The 15,912-nt window shown below is 75.9% G+C and carries 16 protein-coding genes; 11 read left to right on the top strand and 5 right to left on the bottom strand.

Going from position 1 to position 15,912, the window contains the following annotated elements; all coding sequences use genetic code 11:
• The first annotated feature begins 41 nt into the window (after nt 1–41).
• Together AB0O91_RS05175 and AB0O91_RS05180 are read left to right on the top strand one after the other, a co-directional pair.
• Entirely contained in the window at nt 42–344 is a 303-nt protein-coding gene (locus tag AB0O91_RS05175; RefSeq protein WP_363428007.1) for a hypothetical protein, read from the top strand.
• A gap of 86 nt (nt 345–430) precedes the next feature.
• Complete coding sequence (locus AB0O91_RS05180) at nt 431–1,228, top strand: MOSC domain-containing protein (RefSeq protein WP_363428009.1); 798 nt, start codon at nt 431–433, stop codon at nt 1,226–1,228.
• A 97-nt stretch (nt 1,229–1,325) separates the two neighbouring features.
• Here AB0O91_RS05180 and cobC read toward each other — a convergent pair whose 3' ends face one another.
• Entirely contained in the window at nt 1,326–2,456 is a 1,131-nt protein-coding gene (gene cobC, locus AB0O91_RS05185; protein WP_363428011.1) for an Rv2231c family pyridoxal phosphate-dependent protein CobC, read from the bottom strand.
• Entirely contained in the window at nt 2,453–3,817 is a 1,365-nt protein-coding gene (locus AB0O91_RS05190) for a cobalamin biosynthesis protein (protein WP_363428013.1), read from the bottom strand. Before AB0O91_RS05190 ends, cobC begins: the two co-directional genes overlap by 4 nt.
• A 310-nt stretch (nt 3,818–4,127) precedes the next feature.
• Here AB0O91_RS05190 and AB0O91_RS05195 point away from each other — a divergent pair, with 310 nt between their 5' ends.
• The 4 genes from AB0O91_RS05195 (at nt 4,128) to AB0O91_RS05210 (ending at nt 8,650) form a co-directional block, all read left to right on the top strand.
• The gene (locus AB0O91_RS05195; RefSeq protein ID WP_363428015.1) at nt 4,128–5,075 is read left to right on the top strand and encodes an alkaline phosphatase family protein; all 948 of its coding nucleotides are present in this window, start codon (nt 4,128–4,130) and stop codon (nt 5,073–5,075) included.
• A gap of 5 nt (nt 5,076–5,080) precedes the next feature.
• Complete coding sequence (locus AB0O91_RS05200; protein ID WP_363428017.1) at nt 5,081–6,472, top strand: MFS transporter; 1,392 nt, start codon at nt 5,081–5,083, stop codon at nt 6,470–6,472.
• A gap of 47 nt (nt 6,473–6,519) precedes the next feature.
• Entirely contained in the window at nt 6,520–7,554 is a 1,035-nt protein-coding gene (locus AB0O91_RS05205) for a TolB-like translocation protein (RefSeq protein ID WP_363428019.1), read from the top strand.
• Nucleotides 7,555–7,771: 217 nt separating this feature from the next.
• On the top strand, nt 7,772–8,650 hold the full coding sequence (locus AB0O91_RS05210; RefSeq protein WP_363428021.1) for a hypothetical protein: 879 nt from the start codon (nt 7,772–7,774) through the stop codon (nt 8,648–8,650).
• Here the strand turns inward: AB0O91_RS05210 and AB0O91_RS05215 are convergent.
• Entirely contained in the window at nt 8,629–9,615 is a 987-nt protein-coding gene (locus AB0O91_RS05215; protein ID WP_363428023.1) for an EamA family transporter, read from the bottom strand. The two genes, AB0O91_RS05210 and AB0O91_RS05215, sit on opposite strands and share 22 nt — an antisense overlap.
• Before the next feature lie 146 nt (nt 9,616–9,761).
• Here AB0O91_RS05215 and AB0O91_RS05220 point away from each other — a divergent pair, with 146 nt between their 5' ends.
• Both AB0O91_RS05220 and AB0O91_RS05225 read left to right on the top strand, forming a co-directional pair.
• On the top strand, nt 9,762–10,271 hold the full coding sequence (locus tag AB0O91_RS05220) for a MarR family transcriptional regulator (RefSeq protein ID WP_363428025.1): 510 nt from the start codon (nt 9,762–9,764) through the stop codon (nt 10,269–10,271).
• Between the two features lie 128 nt (nt 10,272–10,399).
• Nucleotides 10,400–10,852 carry a hypothetical protein gene (locus tag AB0O91_RS05225; protein WP_363428027.1) on the top strand — a complete coding sequence of 151 codons (453 nt, stop codon included), beginning with the start codon at nt 10,400–10,402 and terminating at the stop codon, nt 10,850–10,852.
• A 6-nt stretch (nt 10,853–10,858) separates the two neighbouring features.
• Here the strand turns inward: AB0O91_RS05225 and AB0O91_RS05230 are convergent, their stop codons facing one another.
• The gene (locus AB0O91_RS05230) at nt 10,859–11,515 is read right to left on the bottom strand and encodes a class I SAM-dependent methyltransferase (RefSeq protein WP_363428029.1); all 657 of its coding nucleotides are present in this window, start codon (nt 11,513–11,515) and stop codon (nt 10,859–10,861) included.
• 108 nt (nt 11,516–11,623) lie between these two features.
• Here AB0O91_RS05230 and AB0O91_RS05235 point away from each other — a divergent pair, with 108 nt between their 5' ends.
• Nucleotides 11,624–12,085: a prevent-host-death family protein gene (locus tag AB0O91_RS05235; RefSeq protein WP_363428031.1), complete on the top strand. Its 462-nt coding sequence runs from the start codon at nt 11,624–11,626 to the stop codon at nt 12,083–12,085.
• A gap of 135 nt (nt 12,086–12,220) precedes the next feature.
• On the opposite strand, the gene AB0O91_RS05240 is transcribed toward AB0O91_RS05235, so the two are convergent.
• A complete protein-coding gene (locus tag AB0O91_RS05240) occupies nt 12,221–13,396 on the bottom strand; it encodes an FAD-dependent monooxygenase (RefSeq protein ID WP_363428033.1) in 1,176 nt (391 codons plus the stop codon).
• Between the two features lie 164 nt (nt 13,397–13,560).
• On the opposite strand from AB0O91_RS05240, the gene AB0O91_RS05245 reads away from it, so the two are divergent.
• Both AB0O91_RS05245 and AB0O91_RS05250 read left to right on the top strand, forming a co-directional pair.
• The gene (locus tag AB0O91_RS05245) at nt 13,561–14,154 is read left to right on the top strand and encodes a TetR/AcrR family transcriptional regulator (protein WP_363428035.1); all 594 of its coding nucleotides are present in this window, start codon (nt 13,561–13,563) and stop codon (nt 14,152–14,154) included.
• Nucleotides 14,155–14,200: 46 nt separating this feature from the next.
• Complete coding sequence (locus tag AB0O91_RS05250) at nt 14,201–15,892, top strand: serine/threonine-protein kinase (RefSeq protein WP_363428037.1); 1,692 nt, start codon at nt 14,201–14,203, stop codon at nt 15,890–15,892.
• The last annotated feature ends 20 nt before the right edge of the window (nt 15,893–15,912 follow it).

A 15,912-nucleotide genomic window follows, 5' to 3' on the forward strand; every position in this document is an offset into this window, starting at 1 on the left:
GGCCTGCATCCTGGAGGTGCAAGGGTGACCCGTCCACCTGGATGGACGAGGCGAACACCTTCATCGGCCCGCGTCTCGGGCTGCCCGCGCTTCCGTACATCCGCTGGAGCAACCTGTTCGGCGAGGACCCGGACGGGCTGTACTGGAAGACCAGGGAGGTGGTGGCCTGGGCGGCCGGGCGGCCGTTCGTCTGGCTGGACGACGAGATCGGGTCGCCGGACATCGCGTGGATAGCGGCCAACCACCCGGGGGAGGCGCTGCCGCTCTGGGTGGACCCCCGGGCCGGGCTGCGGGAGCTGCACTTCGCGGTGCTGCGGGAGTGGGCGGAGGACTTCCCGTGCTGAGCGTCCCCGGGCCGGGCGTGCCTGTTGCGGGTGTCCCTGAACCAAGTGTCCCCGGGCCGGGTGTTCCCGGGCTTGGCGGAGAACCGGTGGGCCGCGTCGAGCGGGTGCGCCGCTATCCGGTCAAGTCGCTGCTGGGGGAGGAGCTCCCGTCGGTGGCGGTGGACGGCCGCGGCCTCGCCGGGGACCGCGGCCGGGCCCTGCTGGACGTGGCGAGCGGCCGGGTGGCCAGCGCCAAGAACCCCCGCCGCTGGGCCGGACTGCTCGACTACTCGGCGACGACCGCGGCGGACGGCCGGGTGGCGATCGCCGGCCCGGACGGGCGCCCGGTGGACGAGGCCGAGCTGTCGCGGGCGTTCGGCCGGGAGCTCACCCTGATCGCCGAACGCCCGCCCGGCGCCACGGTCGAGCGGGCCGTTCCGGAGGAGGTGCTGGCGCGCGGGATCGACGCGGAAGTCCCGGTGACGCTCACCGAGTTGGGGCGGGCCGCCGAAGCGGGCGGCTTCTTCGACTTCGCCCCGCTGCACCTGATCACCAGTTCCACACTGGCGGCGGTCGGCGTCGACGCGGAACGCTACCGGCCGAACCTGGTGATCCGCACCGAGGGCGAGGGGTTCGTCGAGAACGCCTGGGTGGGGCGGGAGTTGGCGATCGGGGAGGCGCTGCGGCTGCGCATCGTGGCGCCCACCCCGCGGTGCGCCGTGCCCACGCTGCGGCACGGCCCGCTGCCCCGCCGGACGGAGGCGCTGCGGGTGCCGGCCGAGCGCAACCGGATCGTGCCGCTGGCGGGGATGCCGGCGCTGCCCTGCGCCGGGGTGTACGCGCAGGTGCTGGCCCCCGGGCGGGTCGGCGCCGGCGACACGGTCCGGCTGCTCGGCCCGGGGTGACTCGGCCCGGGACGACTCGGCCCGGGGTGAAGCGGGCCGGGACGACTCGGGCCCGGGTGAAGCGGGCCCGTCCGGGCCCGGACGGTCCGGTGCCGGCTCAGGCCGGACCGAGGACCGTCGCCAGGGCGTCGAGGAACCGGTCGGTGGTCGCCTCGTCCCGGACGGCGATCCGCAGCCAGTCCTCGCCGAGCCCGGGGAAGGTGTCCCCGCGCCGGACGGCGAAGCCGTGCTCGCGCAGCCGCTCCCGGACCGCCGCCGCGCCCGGCAGCCGGACCAGGACGAAGGACGCGGCCGGCTCCCCGTACAGTCGCAGCGCCGGGAAGGCGGTCAGGCCCTTCACCAGGTAGGCCCGCCACCCGGCGAGTTCGACGGCGGCCCGGTCCGCCTCGGCCAGCGCCGATGGGCCGCTGCAGGCCTCGGCGGCGGCCAGGGCCGGGGTGGAGACCGGCCAGAGCGGCTGGGCGGTGCCCAGGGCGGCGATCAGCGGTGCCGGGCCGAGCACGTAGCCGATCCGCAGCCCGGCCAGGCCCCAGGTCTTGGTGAGGCTGCGCAGGACGACGACCTGCCCGGGCAGGTCCCGGACGGCCGCGAGGGACTCCCGCTCGCCCGGCACGGTGTCCATGAAGGCCTCGTCCACCACCAGGGTGCGCCCGGGACGGGCGAGTGCGGCCACGGCCTCGGCCGGGTGCAGGACGGAGGTCGGGTTGGTCGGGTTGCCGAGCACCACCAGGTCCGCCTCGGCGGGGACGGCGGCCAGCCGGAACCCCTCCCCGGGGGAGAGCAGCACCCGGTGCACCCGGTGTCCGGCGTCCCGCAGGGCGGCCTCCGGCTCGGTGAACTGCGGGTGCACCACGGTGACATGACGGGCCGTCAGAACGCGGGCGAGCAGCACGAAGGCCTCCGCCGCCCCGGCGGTGAGCAGCACCTCCTCGACCGGGCGCCCGTGCCGGGCGGCCACCGCGGCGCGGGCGGCGGTCTGGTCGGGGTAGGCGGCGAGGGTGCCGAGGGTGGCGGCCAGGTGCTCGCGCAGCCAGGCCGGGGGTGTACCGGTGCGGACGTTGACGGCGAGGTCGACCAGGTCGCGCCCGTCGGCCCGCACCTCGGCGTCGCCGTGATGGCGCAGGTCGGGCTCGTGCGCCGCCGGGTCGGGGTCGGGTGCCGTCAGGCCGGGCTCGGATGCCGTCGGGTCGACCTGGTGCGCCGTCGTGCGGGGGGCGCGGGCGGTCATGCGCGGGCCCCGTCGTCCGGCAGGCCGGGCACCCGGTGGAGGTCGTACGCGCCGGGCGGCGCGGTGAGCCCCGCGCCGTCGCCGAGGGCGACCAGGGCGACGGCGTGCCCGTGCGTGGCCAGCGTGACGGCCGCCCCGACGTGGTCGACCGGCTCCCCGGCGCCGTCCGTGGCGACTCCGGCCCGGTCCAGCACCTCGCCGCGGGTGTTCCGGACCGACCCCGGCTCCGGCACCGCGACCCGCCGGGTCCCCGGCCGGAGCAGCGCGGCCACCGCCTCGACCGCCGCCGGGCGGCCCACCACCACGGAGGCGCGCCGCAGTTCGGTCAGCGCACGCGGCACCAGCAGGTCGTGCGCGCCCGGCCCGAGCCCGACCAGTGCCAGCCGCCCGCGCACCGCGGCCCGGGCGATCGCCACCGTCGCCGTCGCCGACTTCCTTTTGGGGACGACGAGTTCGCCGCCGTCCGCGCTCGCCAGCGCAGCCGCCTCGGCGACGCTCGCGGTGCCGACCGCCGCACCGACGGCCTCGGACGGGTTCGGCACGGTGATCCCGGCCAGCTCCGCCGCCGGGTGCTCGTCCACCGGCACGTTCAGGCAGCGCGCGGCCCAGCGCACCGCCGGGTGGTCGCCCTTGCCCGCCACCGTGGCCACCCGGGCGATCGCCGGGCGCAGGTGGCCGGTCTCCGCCAGGACCTCCGTCAACAGCCGCATGGCGTCGGCCGGTTCGGCGCCGCTGCCGGCGCCGATGCCGACGACGAGGGTGCGCGGGACGACCAGCAGGCCGTCGCCGTCCGGGTCCTCCCGGTCGGTGATCCGCAGTACGGGGGCGTCCTCCGGCGCGTCCGGCCGGACGTTCGGGGGCAGCGCGGGCAGCGGGTACGGTACGTCGCCGACCAGTCGGACCGGGCGCCCCTCCGCCGCCGCCCGCGCGGTGGCGTCGGCGCCCGCCCGGGAGGAGCGGACGGCGTGCGGGGTCAGCACGTCCAGCGGGTCCTCGGGGGCGGGCGGCGGTCCGGTGAGCACCGGGGTGACGCCGAGGGCGGCCGCCACCTCGCGGGCGAGTTCCTCGGCCGCGTCCGTGCGGGCCAGCGGGACGATCCAGCGCCGTCCGGGGTCCAGGCAGAGCAGCTCGGCGCCGCGCGGGAGGTCGACCAGCCCGCCGGTCAGCAGTCCGACGACGGCGGGGAGCGAGCCGACGGCGATCACCTGCCGGTGCCGGTCGAGCGCGAGCCGCATCGCCTCCGGCGCCTGGAAGCAGTTGCCGTGCGAGGCCCGGTAGGCGTGGGTGCTCTCCGGCCAGAGGGTCCGCAGCTCGTCGGTCAGCGGGCGGCCCGGCCCGTAGAGGGCGACCAGTCCGATCACGTCCCGCGCTCCTTGCCGTTCCCGGACCTGCGGTCGCGGGCCCCCGTGATCCCACCACGCCCGGCCGAAACGGGTCAATCGCGACGGGTGTGACCTCCGCCGCCGGACCGCTCCGCCCCGGACCGCCGGGGCCGGAGGGGGTGTGCGGCCGGGGGTTCCCGCAGGTCGCTTCGTGTCCGGTCGCTCCGTACGGGGACGGCCTCGCAGCTGTTCGCCTGTTCTTCACTTCCCTTGTGCGGTACACGTCACTGACGCGATCCTACTGTTCTCGGCGCTCCCGTCCTGGGAGCCCCGACAACCGGAGGACCCCATGGCCTTCGCACGACTCCGCAAACACGGCACCCCCACCGCCGCCCCCACCACCGACCCGCGCCCCGCCCGTGGTCGCAAGCTCCGCCCGATCACCGCCCTCGCCGCCGGCCTCGGCCTGGTCGCCGGCTCGCTCGGCCTGTGGGCCGCGAGCGGCAACGCGTCCGCCGACACCGCGGCCGGCCTGCCCTCGCCCGACCACATCATCGTCGTGATGATGGAGAACCACGCGTACTCACAGGTCGTCGGCAGCTCCAACGCGCCGTACTTCAACAACACCCTGGCCGCCGGCGGTGCGACGCTGACCCAGTCGTTCGCGCTCACCCACCCCAGCCAGCCCAACTACTACATGATCTTCTCCGGCAGCACCCAGGGCATCGACGACGACGGCTGCGTGGACGTCGGCGCGTTCCAGCAGCCCAACCTGGCCTCCGAGCTGCTCGCCGCCAACCAGACCTGGGCCAGCTACAACGAGGGCCTGCCGAGCGTCGGCGCCACCGACTGCAGCAGCGGCAACTACGCCCAGAAGCACAACCCGTGGTTCGGCTTCGGCAACGTGCCCACCTCCAGCGCCTACGGCATGGACGCCTTCCCGACCGACTACACCACCCTGCCCAAGGTCTCCTTCGTCGTCCCCGACCTGTGCGACGACATGCACGACTGTTCCGTCGGCACCGGCGACTCCTGGCTGCAGAGCAACCTCGACGGCTACGCGCAGTGGGCCAAGAGCCACAACAGCCTGCTGGTCGTGACCTTCGACGAGGACAACAAGCTCTCGGGCAACCGCATCCCGACCCTGGTCTACGGCGCCCACGTCGCCCCCGGCAGCTCCACCGCCACCACCTACAACCACTACGACGTGCTGCACACCCTGGAGGACCTGGCCGGCGTCAACGCCCACGCGGGCAACGCCGCCAACGCCTCCGACATCACCGGCATCTGGAACTGACGCCCGTGTACGTCGCGGACTCCCGCAGCTCGAAGGCCCCCGTCGCACCGGCCCCCGGCCCGGTGCGGCGGGGCGCCGCCCTGCGCTCCGTGCCGGGGGTGGTCCTCGCCCTCGGCACCGTCAGCATGATCACCGACATCTCCTCCGAGATGGTCAACGCCGTCCTACCGCTCTACCTGCTCACCGGACTCGGCCTCTCCCCGCTCGGCTTCGGGCTGCTCGACGGCATCCAGAACGGCTTCAGCGCCGTGGTCCAACTGGCCGGCGGCTACCTCGCCGACCGCCGCGGCCGTGACGGGTCCGCCCGCCACAAGGCCGTCGCGGCCGTCGGGTACGGGCTCTCCGCGCTCTGCCGGCCGCTGCTGCTCCTCGTCCACACCGTGCCGCTGATCGGCGCCGTCATCGCCGTCGACCGCACCGGCAAGGGGCTGCGCACCGCACCCCGGGACGCGATGATCTCGCTGGCCACCGAACCCGCCCACCGCGGACGGGCGTTCGGCGTGCACCGGGCGATGGACACGGCCGGCGCCCTGCTCGGCCCGCTCACCGCCTTCCTGGTGCTGCGGCTGGCCGGCGGCCCGCTGCTCGCCGACGGCGGCGAACGGCACGGCTACGACGCGGTGTTCGCCGTCAGCGCCTGTGTCGCGGCGCTCGGCGTGCTGATCCTGCTGCTGTTCGTGCCGAACCGGCAACGTGCTGACGCGGGGTCCACCACCGCGCCCACCCTGCGCAACAGCCTCACCCTGCTCCGGCTGCCCGGGCTGCGGCGGCTCACCCTGTGCGCCGTGCTGCTCGGCCTCACCACCGTCAGCGACTCCTTCCTCTACCTGCTGATCCAGCGCCGACTCGGCCTGTCCGTCAACCTGTTCCCGCTGCTGCCGCTCGGGACCGCCGCGGCCTTCCTGCTGCTCGCCGTCCCGCTCGGCTCGCTCGCCGACCGGATCGGGCGCCGCCGGCTCTTCCTGCTCGGGCACGGGGTGCTGCTGCTCGCGTACGGGCTGCTGCTCTCGCCGCTGCGCGGACTGCCCGCGGTGGTCTGCGTGCTGGTGCTGCACGGCTCGTTCTACGCCGCCACGGACGGGGTGCTCGCCGCGGCCGCGGCCGACGCCGTCCCGGTCGAACAGCGCGGCGCCGGGCTCGCCCTGGTCGGCACCGGGCAGGCGCTGGCCCGGTTCGCCTGCTCGCTGCTGTTCGGCGCGCTGTGGAGCGTGGTGGGCGGCCCGACGGCGCTGGCCTGGTCGGCGGGCGCGCTGGCGCTGTGCGTGGCGGGTGCGGCGGTGGTGCTGCGCGGATCCGGGCCCCCGGGTCCGGGGCGGCCGAGCCGGCGCCCGCGACGCCGGTCCCCATCGAGAAGCGTCCGTGAACCGGGAGCACCCGTGAACCCGGAGCGTCCGTGAAGTCGGAGCGCTCGTGAAGTCGGAGCGCTCGTGAACCTGGAGAGTCCGTGAACCTGCAGAACAACCGCAGCCGGGTGATCGTGCTGCTGCTGGCCGTCCTGGTGCTCGGCGCGGTCGGCACCGGCGCCGTCCTCTACGCGGCTGACCGCACCGCCGAGCGCGACCGCACCCAGGCCGGCGGCCCGCCCGTCGCCCCGGGGCCGGTGTCCCTCCGAGTCCCGTCGAGCGGACGCCAGTTGCTGTTCCGCAACATGGCCTGGGGGCCGCACCGGGACGAGATCACCACCGTGCCGGCCGACCGGCCGGACGGCCCGCGCACCGCCTCCGGCACCCAGTGCCTGCGCTTCCACGCCGCCGCCGGCACCGGCATCTGCCTCCAGGCCCAGCACGGAGCGCTGGACGACACCTACCGCGCCGTCGTCCTGGACGACCACCTCCACGAGCGCCGCGCCTTCCCCGCCGCCGGCATCCCCACCCGGGCCCGGGTCTCCCCGTCCGGGCACCTCGCGGCCTGGACGGTGTTCGTCAGCGGCGACTCCTACGCGGGCAGCGCCTTCTCCACCCGCACGTCGATCGTGGACGTGCGGGACTGGAACCTGCGGGAGAACCTGGAGGACTTCGCGGTCGTCAAGGACGGCCACCCGTACCAGGCGCACGACATCAACATCTGGGGCGTCACCTTCGCCGACGACGACACCTTCTACGCCACCCTGGCCAGCGCCGGGCAGACCCACCTGGTCCGCGGCGACCTCGCCGCCCGCACCCTCACCACCCTGCACGACAACGTCGAGTGCCCCTCGCTCTCGCCGGACGGCAGCCGCATCGCGTACAAGAAGCGCGTCCCCGGGCTGCCCGCCGACTCCCCGTGGCGGCTCTACGTGCTCGATCTCGCGAGCGGGACCGAGACCGCCACCGCCGAGCGGCGCAACATCGACGACCAGGCCCTCTGGTCCGACACCGGCACGCTGCTCTACGCCCTGCCCGGGGACTACGGCGCCGACCTGTGGACCGTCCCGGCCGACGGCTCCGGTGCGCCGCGGCTGGTCACCAAGGCTGCGGTGGCCCCCGCCTACCTGGGCTGAGGAACTCTCCGCTACGGTCCCACGTCGAGCAGAGTGTGACGTCCTGATGAAGGTCCCGGACGCTCGTCCCGGACGGCGGACTCGGACGAACGTCCCGGACGGCCGACCGTCCGGGACGGCCGTCCGAGACGTTCGTGCGAGACGAATGTGCGAGACGAGTGCGTGAGACGATCGTCTCGAGCGGACGTCCTGACCCAGACGGGGGAGCGAGCAAACCGTGGACGGCATCCCGCCCGAGCGCGTGGTCACCGACTCCTGGCCCGCCCTGCACGGCCGGCCGGTGCTGCGGCGCACCGTCGCCGTCGGGCTGGTGCTGTGCGTGTCCGCCGGCGCGGCCCTGCTGGTGCGCGGGGTCAACGCGCTGACCGTCGGCCAGGTCGGCCGGGAGACCGACCGGGACCGCGCCGAGCGGCTGGCCGGCCTCCACCCCTCCCAGCACCCGGGCGCGGACCGCTACTACGTCCCGGTCGGCGCGGTCTACACCCGTACCTCGGACGGCGCGCCGGTCGCCTACCTGCACTACCGGCTCGGCGGCGGCAAGGAGCCCGGCCTCGGCGACTTCCTGCGCGCCTACGACCTCCCCGAGCCCGGACCGGCCGCCCCGCTGCCGCCGGACCTCGCCGCCGCCCTCGGGGGCGACGAGCCGGCCGAGGCGCCGGAGCTCCCGGAAACGGCCCCGACCGGTTCTCCGACCGGTTCCCCGACCGGCCCGGCCGCCCAGGCCTCCCCGGAGCCCACCGCGAGCGTCGCCCCGGCCCCGGTCGCGACGCCCGCCGCGACCCCCGGCCCCGAGTCGATCGCCGAGTCCACCGCCGGGTCGGGCGCCGACGAAGCCGAGCCGTCCCCGGCCGATCCCGACCCGGACGCCGCCGCGGACGGCGGGGCCTTCGGCGCGGCGGGCCCGGGGGTGACCGGGGACGGCGGTCCCGAGGCGGGCGGGGCCGGTCCGGCCCCCACGCCGACCTGGACGCCCTCGCCCACCGTGACGCCGTCCGCCGTCCCCACCCATCCGCCGACCGCACGCCGGATCTACGTCGCCACCATCCCCGGCGGACTGCCCGGCGCCGCCGACATCTACATCCGCGCCACCGGCTGACCCGCCCCGGGCTGCGCGGCCCCGGCGCCCGTGGTCGCAAGCTCCGGAGCCGGGTCCGGAGCCGGGTCCGCCGAGTCCGCCGGGGCTTCCGGGTCCGCGGCGGGGGTCCGCCGCGCCGGGGCCTGCCCGAGGAGCATGGCCCCGAGGGCCAGCACCAGGCCGAGCACCTGCCACGGGGTGAGGGTCTGGCCGAGCACGACCAGCCCGCCGACCGTGGCCACCACCGGGTTGATCAGCCCGAGGAAGGACGCCGGCCCGGCACCGAGCCGCTCGATGCCGCGGAACCACAGGACGTACCCGAGCGCGGTGCTGAACAGCCCGAGGTAGGCGAAGCCCGCCAGGTTGGCGGCGGTCAGGGTCGGCGGCGCGCCCTCGACCAGTGCCGCGAGCGGGACCAGGAAGACCGAGCCCGCGAGCAGCTGCCACGCGGTGAGGTCGACCATGGTGGCGCCCTCCGGACGGCCCCAGCGGCGGGTGAGGACGGTCCCGAGGGCCATCAGTGCGATCGCGGTGACCATCGCGGCGATCCCGAGGCCGTCCAGTGCGGCCCCGCTCTTGAGGACCAGCAGGGCCACCCCGCCGACCCCGGCCAGTCCGGCGAGCAGGGCCCGCCGCCCGGGCCGGACCCGGAGCACGCCGATCGAGAGTCCGGCGACCAGCAGCGGCTGGATCGCCCCGATGGTCGCGGCGACACCGCCGGGCAGGCGGTAGGCGCCGACGAAGGTGAGCGGGAAGAACAGCCCGATGTTGAGCATCCCGAGCACCGCCGCGCGCCCCCACCAGCGCCCCTTCGGGAGCCGTCGGCCGATCAGCAGCAGGAGCAGGCCGGCGGGCAGGGCCCGCAGTGCGGCGAGCAGCAGTGGCCGGCCGTCGGGCAGCAGCTGGGTGGTGACCAGGTAGGTGGTGCCCCAGGCGGCCGGGGCGAGTGCGGCGGTCGCGGCGATCCCCGCGCGCTTGCGGTCCATGGCGGTCCCGATCTCCTCAACGTTGACTATCTGAACGTTGAGATATTTCTACGCGCCGAGATCCGTGAACGTCAAGTATGTGAATGTTAAGATATCTGCGACCGGCAGCCGACGGGCGGCGCCGCCAGGGACACGAGGAGCGGGCCATGCGGCAGCGCGACACCGTCGACGAGATCGCCGACCAGTGGGCCAGGAACCGCCCGGACCTCCCGCTGGAGGCGATGGCCCTGATCGGCCGGCTGCGGCGGCTGAACGTCCGGGTCGACAGCGCCCTGCGCGAGTACTTCCTCACCTGCGGCCTGGACTCCTCCGAGTTCGACGTCCTCGCCACCCTGCGCCGCGCCGGCGAGCCCTACGAGCTCAACGCCCGCGCCCTGCTCAAGTCCGCGATGGTCACCTCCGGCGCCATCACCAACCGCGTCGACCGGCTCTCCGCCAAGGGGTTGGTCGAGCGCAACCCCTGCCCGAACGACCGGCGCGCCGTCCTGGTCCGCCTCACCCCGGCCGGCAAGGAGCTGATCGACGCCGCGCTGCCCGGCCACATCCGCAACGAGGAGCGCATCCTCTCCGCCCTCGACGCCGACGAACGCGCCCGGCTCGACGCCCTGTTGCGCAAACTCCTGCTCGCCCACGGCGACACCGAGCCGCTCGGCTGAGCCGCCGCCGCGGCCCCTGCGACGCGGGACGGCACGGCGCGGTGGTTCGCGTGTCCACCACCCGCCCGGCCGCGTTATCCCGGTGCGACGCCGCACCGGAGGGGGCGCCGCGCCGGAGGAGAGGGCCGATGAAGCGCAGGACCCCCAGGGACATCGCGGTCGACGACCAGTTGCGGGCGGCCGGGGCCGAAGGCGCCCAGTGGCTCGCCGCCGCCGGTTGGGGCCCGCCGGTGAAGGTGCCGCTGCAGAACGCGGCCCGGTGGCAGCGGGACACCCGGGACCGGATGCTGGCCTCGCAGCAGGACGGGTCCTGCACCTGGTGCGACCACCTGCTGCACGGCGGCCCGCAGCCCGTCGTGGTGCACGCCGAGCACCCGACCCACCTGGTCTGCCGCGCCTGCTCCGTCGCCGCCCGGCCGCACCGGCGCTGCCTGGACTGCGGGCGGCCGGCCGACTCGACGTCGCCCCTGGACGGCCGGGAGGACGTCTGCATGGGCACGGTGGCGATCTACACCCGGCTCCGCTGCGCCGCCTGCTTCCGTGTCGATCCGGTCAACGGGACTTTCGGCAGCCCGTCCTGACGCCCGCTACCGGTCGGCGACCAGTGCGTAGCGCTCGTCCGTCACCGGGCCGCCCCACAGCTCCGCCGCCCCGCTGAGCGGCTCGATCCGCAGCCGCGTCACCAACGGGCCCACCGCCGCGGCGAGTTGCTCCGCACTGACGCCCCCGCCCCAGGGCAGCCGCCCCGCGCCCACGACGTACGGTGCCGCCCGCTCGTCGGCCCCGCCCCACCGCCCCTCGACCAGCACCAGCCGCCCGCCGGGCCGGAGCAGCCGCACCCAGGCGCCCAGGGAGCGCTCCGGTTCGGGCAGGGTCCAGAGCAGGTGCCGGCAGAGCAGCACGTCGAAACCGCCCTCCCGCACCGGCGGCGCACCCGCGTCGCCCACCAGGAACCGCCCCGTCAGTCCGGCCGCCGCGAGCTTCGCCCGGGCCCGCGCCACCATCCGCGGCGCCAGGTCCACCCCGGTCACCCGGTGGCCGTCCGCCGCGACCAGCTCCGCCAACGAACCCGTCCCGCAGCCCACGTCGAGCACCTCCGCCGACCCCGCCGGCAGCCACTTCCGGACCCGCCGGGCCCAGGCCTCCCGCGTCTCCGCCGCCCGCAGCCCGTGGTCCGGCTCGTCGTCGAAGCACGCCGCGGCCGCGTCCCAGTACTCCCCGATGGCCCGCCTGGAGTCCGTCATGCCGGGCATCCTCGCAGCCGCCACCGACACCTCCGGCCCGGCGGCGCCGCCACCCGGAGGCGCAGATCGCGATTGACTTCGGAACGTGTTCCGAACTAGCGTCGAGGTATGAGTGCTGCCGTCGTCTCCTTCTCCGACCTGTCGAAGAACTCCAAGCGCGTCGCGGACACCGTGGAGCGCGCCCAGCGGGTGCACGTGACGCGGCGGGACGGTGAGGACCTCTACCTGACGACCGAGCGCCATGACCGGCAGCGCGAGGAGACCGCGGATGTCACGGCCAGGCTGTTCACCGCCTTGATCGGCAGCGACGAGGGCGCGCGCGCCGTGCTCCTGGCCCTCCCCGCCGTCTTCCCGTGGGTCAGGCACCTCGCTCCGGGGGAGGTGCGGGAGTTCGTCGTCGACCTCGTCGACGCGACCCGTGACGTCGTGGACCTCGACGTGCACACCAATCTGCACCGCGTGATAGCGGACTGGCGCGCCACCGCCAGAATCCTCGCGGACCCGGGGCTCACTGCGGAGCTCACCGGGCCCCTCCCCGGCGACGATCACGGCGAGGTGTTCGAGCCGTGAGCCCGAAGCGCGGTGACGACGTCGCGTCGCCCCCGGTCGGCGCCGAATGGCGGTTGCGCTTCGGGACGAGCGGGGCGGCGAAGGACACCGAGGGGTAGCTCAGCCGTCGTGCCGTCGCGCCGCCGTGCCGTCGCGTCAGGTGCCGTGGTGCGGCGTGGGCGGCCGCCAGTCGTAGACGGGCGCGGAGCGGCGCAGCAGGGTGCGGGCGGGGAGCAGGCCGGCCAGGGTGAGGGCGGCGGTGCGCAGCCCGGTGGCGGCGGGGGTGTGCAGGGCGATCAGGGCGCCGGCGCGGCGGGAGGCGGTGACCACGGCGGTGGTGCGGGGGAGCCGGGCGGCGGTGTAGTCGGGGAGGCCGGCGGCGAGGTCGGCGGCGGGGGTGAGCGGAGCGGCGAGGACGACGGCGTCCTCGATCGCCTGGCAGGCGCCCTGGCCGAGGAACGGGCACATGGCGTGGGCGGCGTCGCCGAGCAGGGCGACCCGGCCGTGGTGGTGGGCGGGCAGCGGATCGGCGAGTTCCCGGACGTCGTTGCGGAGCACCCGCCCGGGTTCGGCGAGGGCGAACAGCTCGGGGACGGGCGCGCACCAGTCGCCGTAGCGCCGCAGGAGTTCGGCCCGCTCGTCGGCGGCCCGGGTGTCGGCCGGGGCGAGGGCGGCGGCGTAGACGTAGACCCGGCCGTCGGCGAGCGGGACGATCCCGGTGAGCCCGCCGCGGCCCCAGACCTCGCCGGCGGCGGCCGGGCGGCGGTCCGGGGTGACGATGGCGCGCCAGGTGGTGAAGCCGCTGTAGCGGGGGCCGGGGTGCCGGGGGAACAGCAGGGCGCGGGTGGCGGAGTGGATGCCGTCGGCGGCGACGACGAGTCCGGCGGGCCGGTCCCCGTCGGCGCTGCGGACCACGGCGGGGTGCTGCGGGCCGCCCGGGTCGACCACCGTGGCGGGGGAGCCGGTGCGGACGGTGCCCGCCGGCAGGGCGTCGACCAGGGCGGCGATGACGTCGGCGCGGGCGACGGCGGCGATCGGGTCGCCGAAGTGGGCCTCGACGGCGGCGGTGCTGGTCCGGACGAGCCAGCGGCCGGAGGGGTGGCGCACCCCGATGGCCGGGTGCGGGGCGGCGAGGGCGCGCAGCCGGGGGCCGACGCCGAGCCGGTCGAGGGCGCGCAGCGCGTTGGGGGCGAGGGCGAGTCCGGCGCCGACGGGCTCCAGGGAGGCGGCGCGTTCGTGGACGGTGACGGGGATGCCCTGCCGGTGGAGGGCGAGGGCGGCGGTGAGGCCGCCGATGCCGCCGCCGATGACGATCGCCTGGTGCAGGCCCATGAGGGCTCCTCTTCTCGTGCGAGCTGGCACGACCTGGCGCACTACGGCTGTAGTGCCCGCTGCTCCAGCACGGTACTACACATGTAGTGGGCCGTAAACTACGGCCGTAGTGACGTGCTGTGGTGACTTGGGGGAGCCCGCGGCGAGAGGCCATGATCGGACCCATGACGCCCCCGCGCCCGACCCTGATCGCCGACGCCGCCATCGACCTGATCGCCGAGGCAGGCCTGCGCGGCCTCACCCACCGCGCCGTCGACGACGCCGCCGGCCTGCCGGCCGGCTCGACCTCCAACCTCGCCCGGACCAGGGCCGCCCTGCTGGAGCTGGTGCTCACCCGGATCGTCGAACGGGAGACCGCCGACTACCCGGTCCTCGCCGACCGCGGCCTGTCGGAGGTCACCGCCGCACCGCGCGACCTGCTCGCCGGGGTCGCCGCCGAGGCGCTCTTCCAGGCGCTCACCGGTGGCCGGCGGCTCACCCTGGCCCGACTCGAACTCGCCCTGGAGGCCACCCGCCGCCCCGAACTGCGGTCCGTCTACGACCGTTTGGGCGCGCGCTTCGCCGACCTCGCCGCCGACCTGCTCGCCCGGGCCGGCTCCACCGACCCGGAGCGCGACGCCCGCCGGCTGATCCGCTGGTGCGACGGCGTGCTGTTCAACGCGACGGCCGGCAGCGGGCATTGGCGGCTGCCGATGCCGGAGGAACTGCGCGAGGAGATCGACGGCTACCTCGTCGTGCTCCTGGGTGGGGCCGGCTGACGGGCCGCCGCCTATACTCCGTGTGCTCGATCGGCCAGGGGGAAGCATGCTGAGCACGTTGGACGTGACCGTACTGACCATCACCGGCGCGGCACTGCTGCTCCGGCTGGCGACCCTGCCGGTGCTGCTGCGCTCGCAGACCGCCACCCGGCGACGGGCGTTGGCGGCCACCGGCGCGGACGCGACCGCGGGTGCGCCGGGTGGCACCGCTGCGACCGTCGGCGAGTTGGCGGTGGGCCTGCTGGGCGCGGCGGGGCTGACGGCCTTCCTGTTCGTCGCCACCCCGGGCAATCGCGCCGCCCGGGGACTGGCCGGAGCGTTCGACCTCGACAACGTGAAGTACCTGGCCATCCCCGCCCATCTGCCCCTCCACCTGGCGCGGACCTGGTACCTCGCCACCTTCGTCGGCTCCCTGCTGCTCTGGCTGCTGTTCTGCTACCTGACCCAGCGCCGCCTGCTCACCGTCGGCCTGCCCCCGCAGGCCTGGTCCGCCAGTCCGACCCGGGCCCGGGTCATCGGCCTGCTCGTGCTGCGCGCGGCGCTCGGGCTGTTCCTCCTGCCGGTCGGTCTGCTGTTCGCCGCGACGGTCTACCAACTGGTCGCCGTCCTGGCGAGCCGCAGGCCCAAGCCGGTCGGCGGGGGCGCGACGGGCGCCCGGGACGGCGAGGCGGCCCGGGCCTTCGAGGCCCTGCTGGCCGGGCCCTCGCCGTATCCGCCCACGGCCCCGCCGCAGGCGCCGTACGTCCCGACGCAGCCCGCTCCTCCCGGCCCGCCCGTGGACTCGGGCCCGTCGGCCGGCCACCCGTCGGCCGGCCACCCCGCCGCCGGTCACCCGCCCGTCGGCAGCCCGCTCAGCGCCCACGAGCCGCGCACGATCGGCGGCTACCAGTTGCTCGGCCGGATCGGCTCCGGCGGCATGGGCACGGTCTACCTGGCCCGACGCCAGGGCTCCGCCACCCAGGTCGCGCTCAAGACCATCAACCTCGAACTCCTCGACGACGCCGACCTGTTGCGCCGCTTCCAACGCGAGTCGGAGGTGCTGGCGATGGTCCCCGGCGCCTACACCGCCCGGGTGCTCGACACCGGTGTGGACGCCGGACGCCCGTACCTGGCCATGGAGTTGCTGGACGGCCGCCCGCTGGACGCCCACCTGCGCGAGCAGGGACCGATCCGCTCCGCCGAGGCGCTGCGCGCCCTCGGGCTGGCGCTCGCCGTGGCGCTGTCGGGGGTGCACCGGCTCGGGCTTGTCCACCGGGACCTCAAGCCCGCCAACATCATGCTGACCACGGCCGGCCCGCGCCTGCTGGACTTCGGCATCGCGGCGATCGTGGACGGCACCCGGCTGACCGCCACCGGCGGCGGCCCGGGCACCCTGACGTACATGGCGCCCGAGCAGTTCGGCGACGAGCGGGTCGGCGCGGCGGCCGACGTGTGGGCCTGGGCGTGCTGCGTGGTGTGCGCGGCGCACGGTGCCAGCCCGTTCGCGGCGACCAACACGGGCGCGGTGATCCGCCGGATCGTGGACATCGGCCCCGAGCCGACCGCGCTGGCGGCGGTGGCGGCCCTCGACCCGGTGCTGGCCGCCGTCGTCCGGCGCGCCCTGGCCGTCGACCCGGCGCAGCGCCCGGCGGACGGCACCGCCCTGCTGGCCGCACTGGCGGCGGCCCAGCCGACGGCGCCGGACCCGGCGGCCGTCCACGAGCAGATCACCCGGGGCTGGCAGACCCTCGCACTGTAGCGGGGCCCCGCCGGGCCCCG

This window comes from Kitasatospora sp. NPDC089797 (assembly GCF_040684795.1).
GTDB lineage: Bacteria > Actinomycetota > Actinomycetes > Streptomycetales > Streptomycetaceae > Kitasatospora.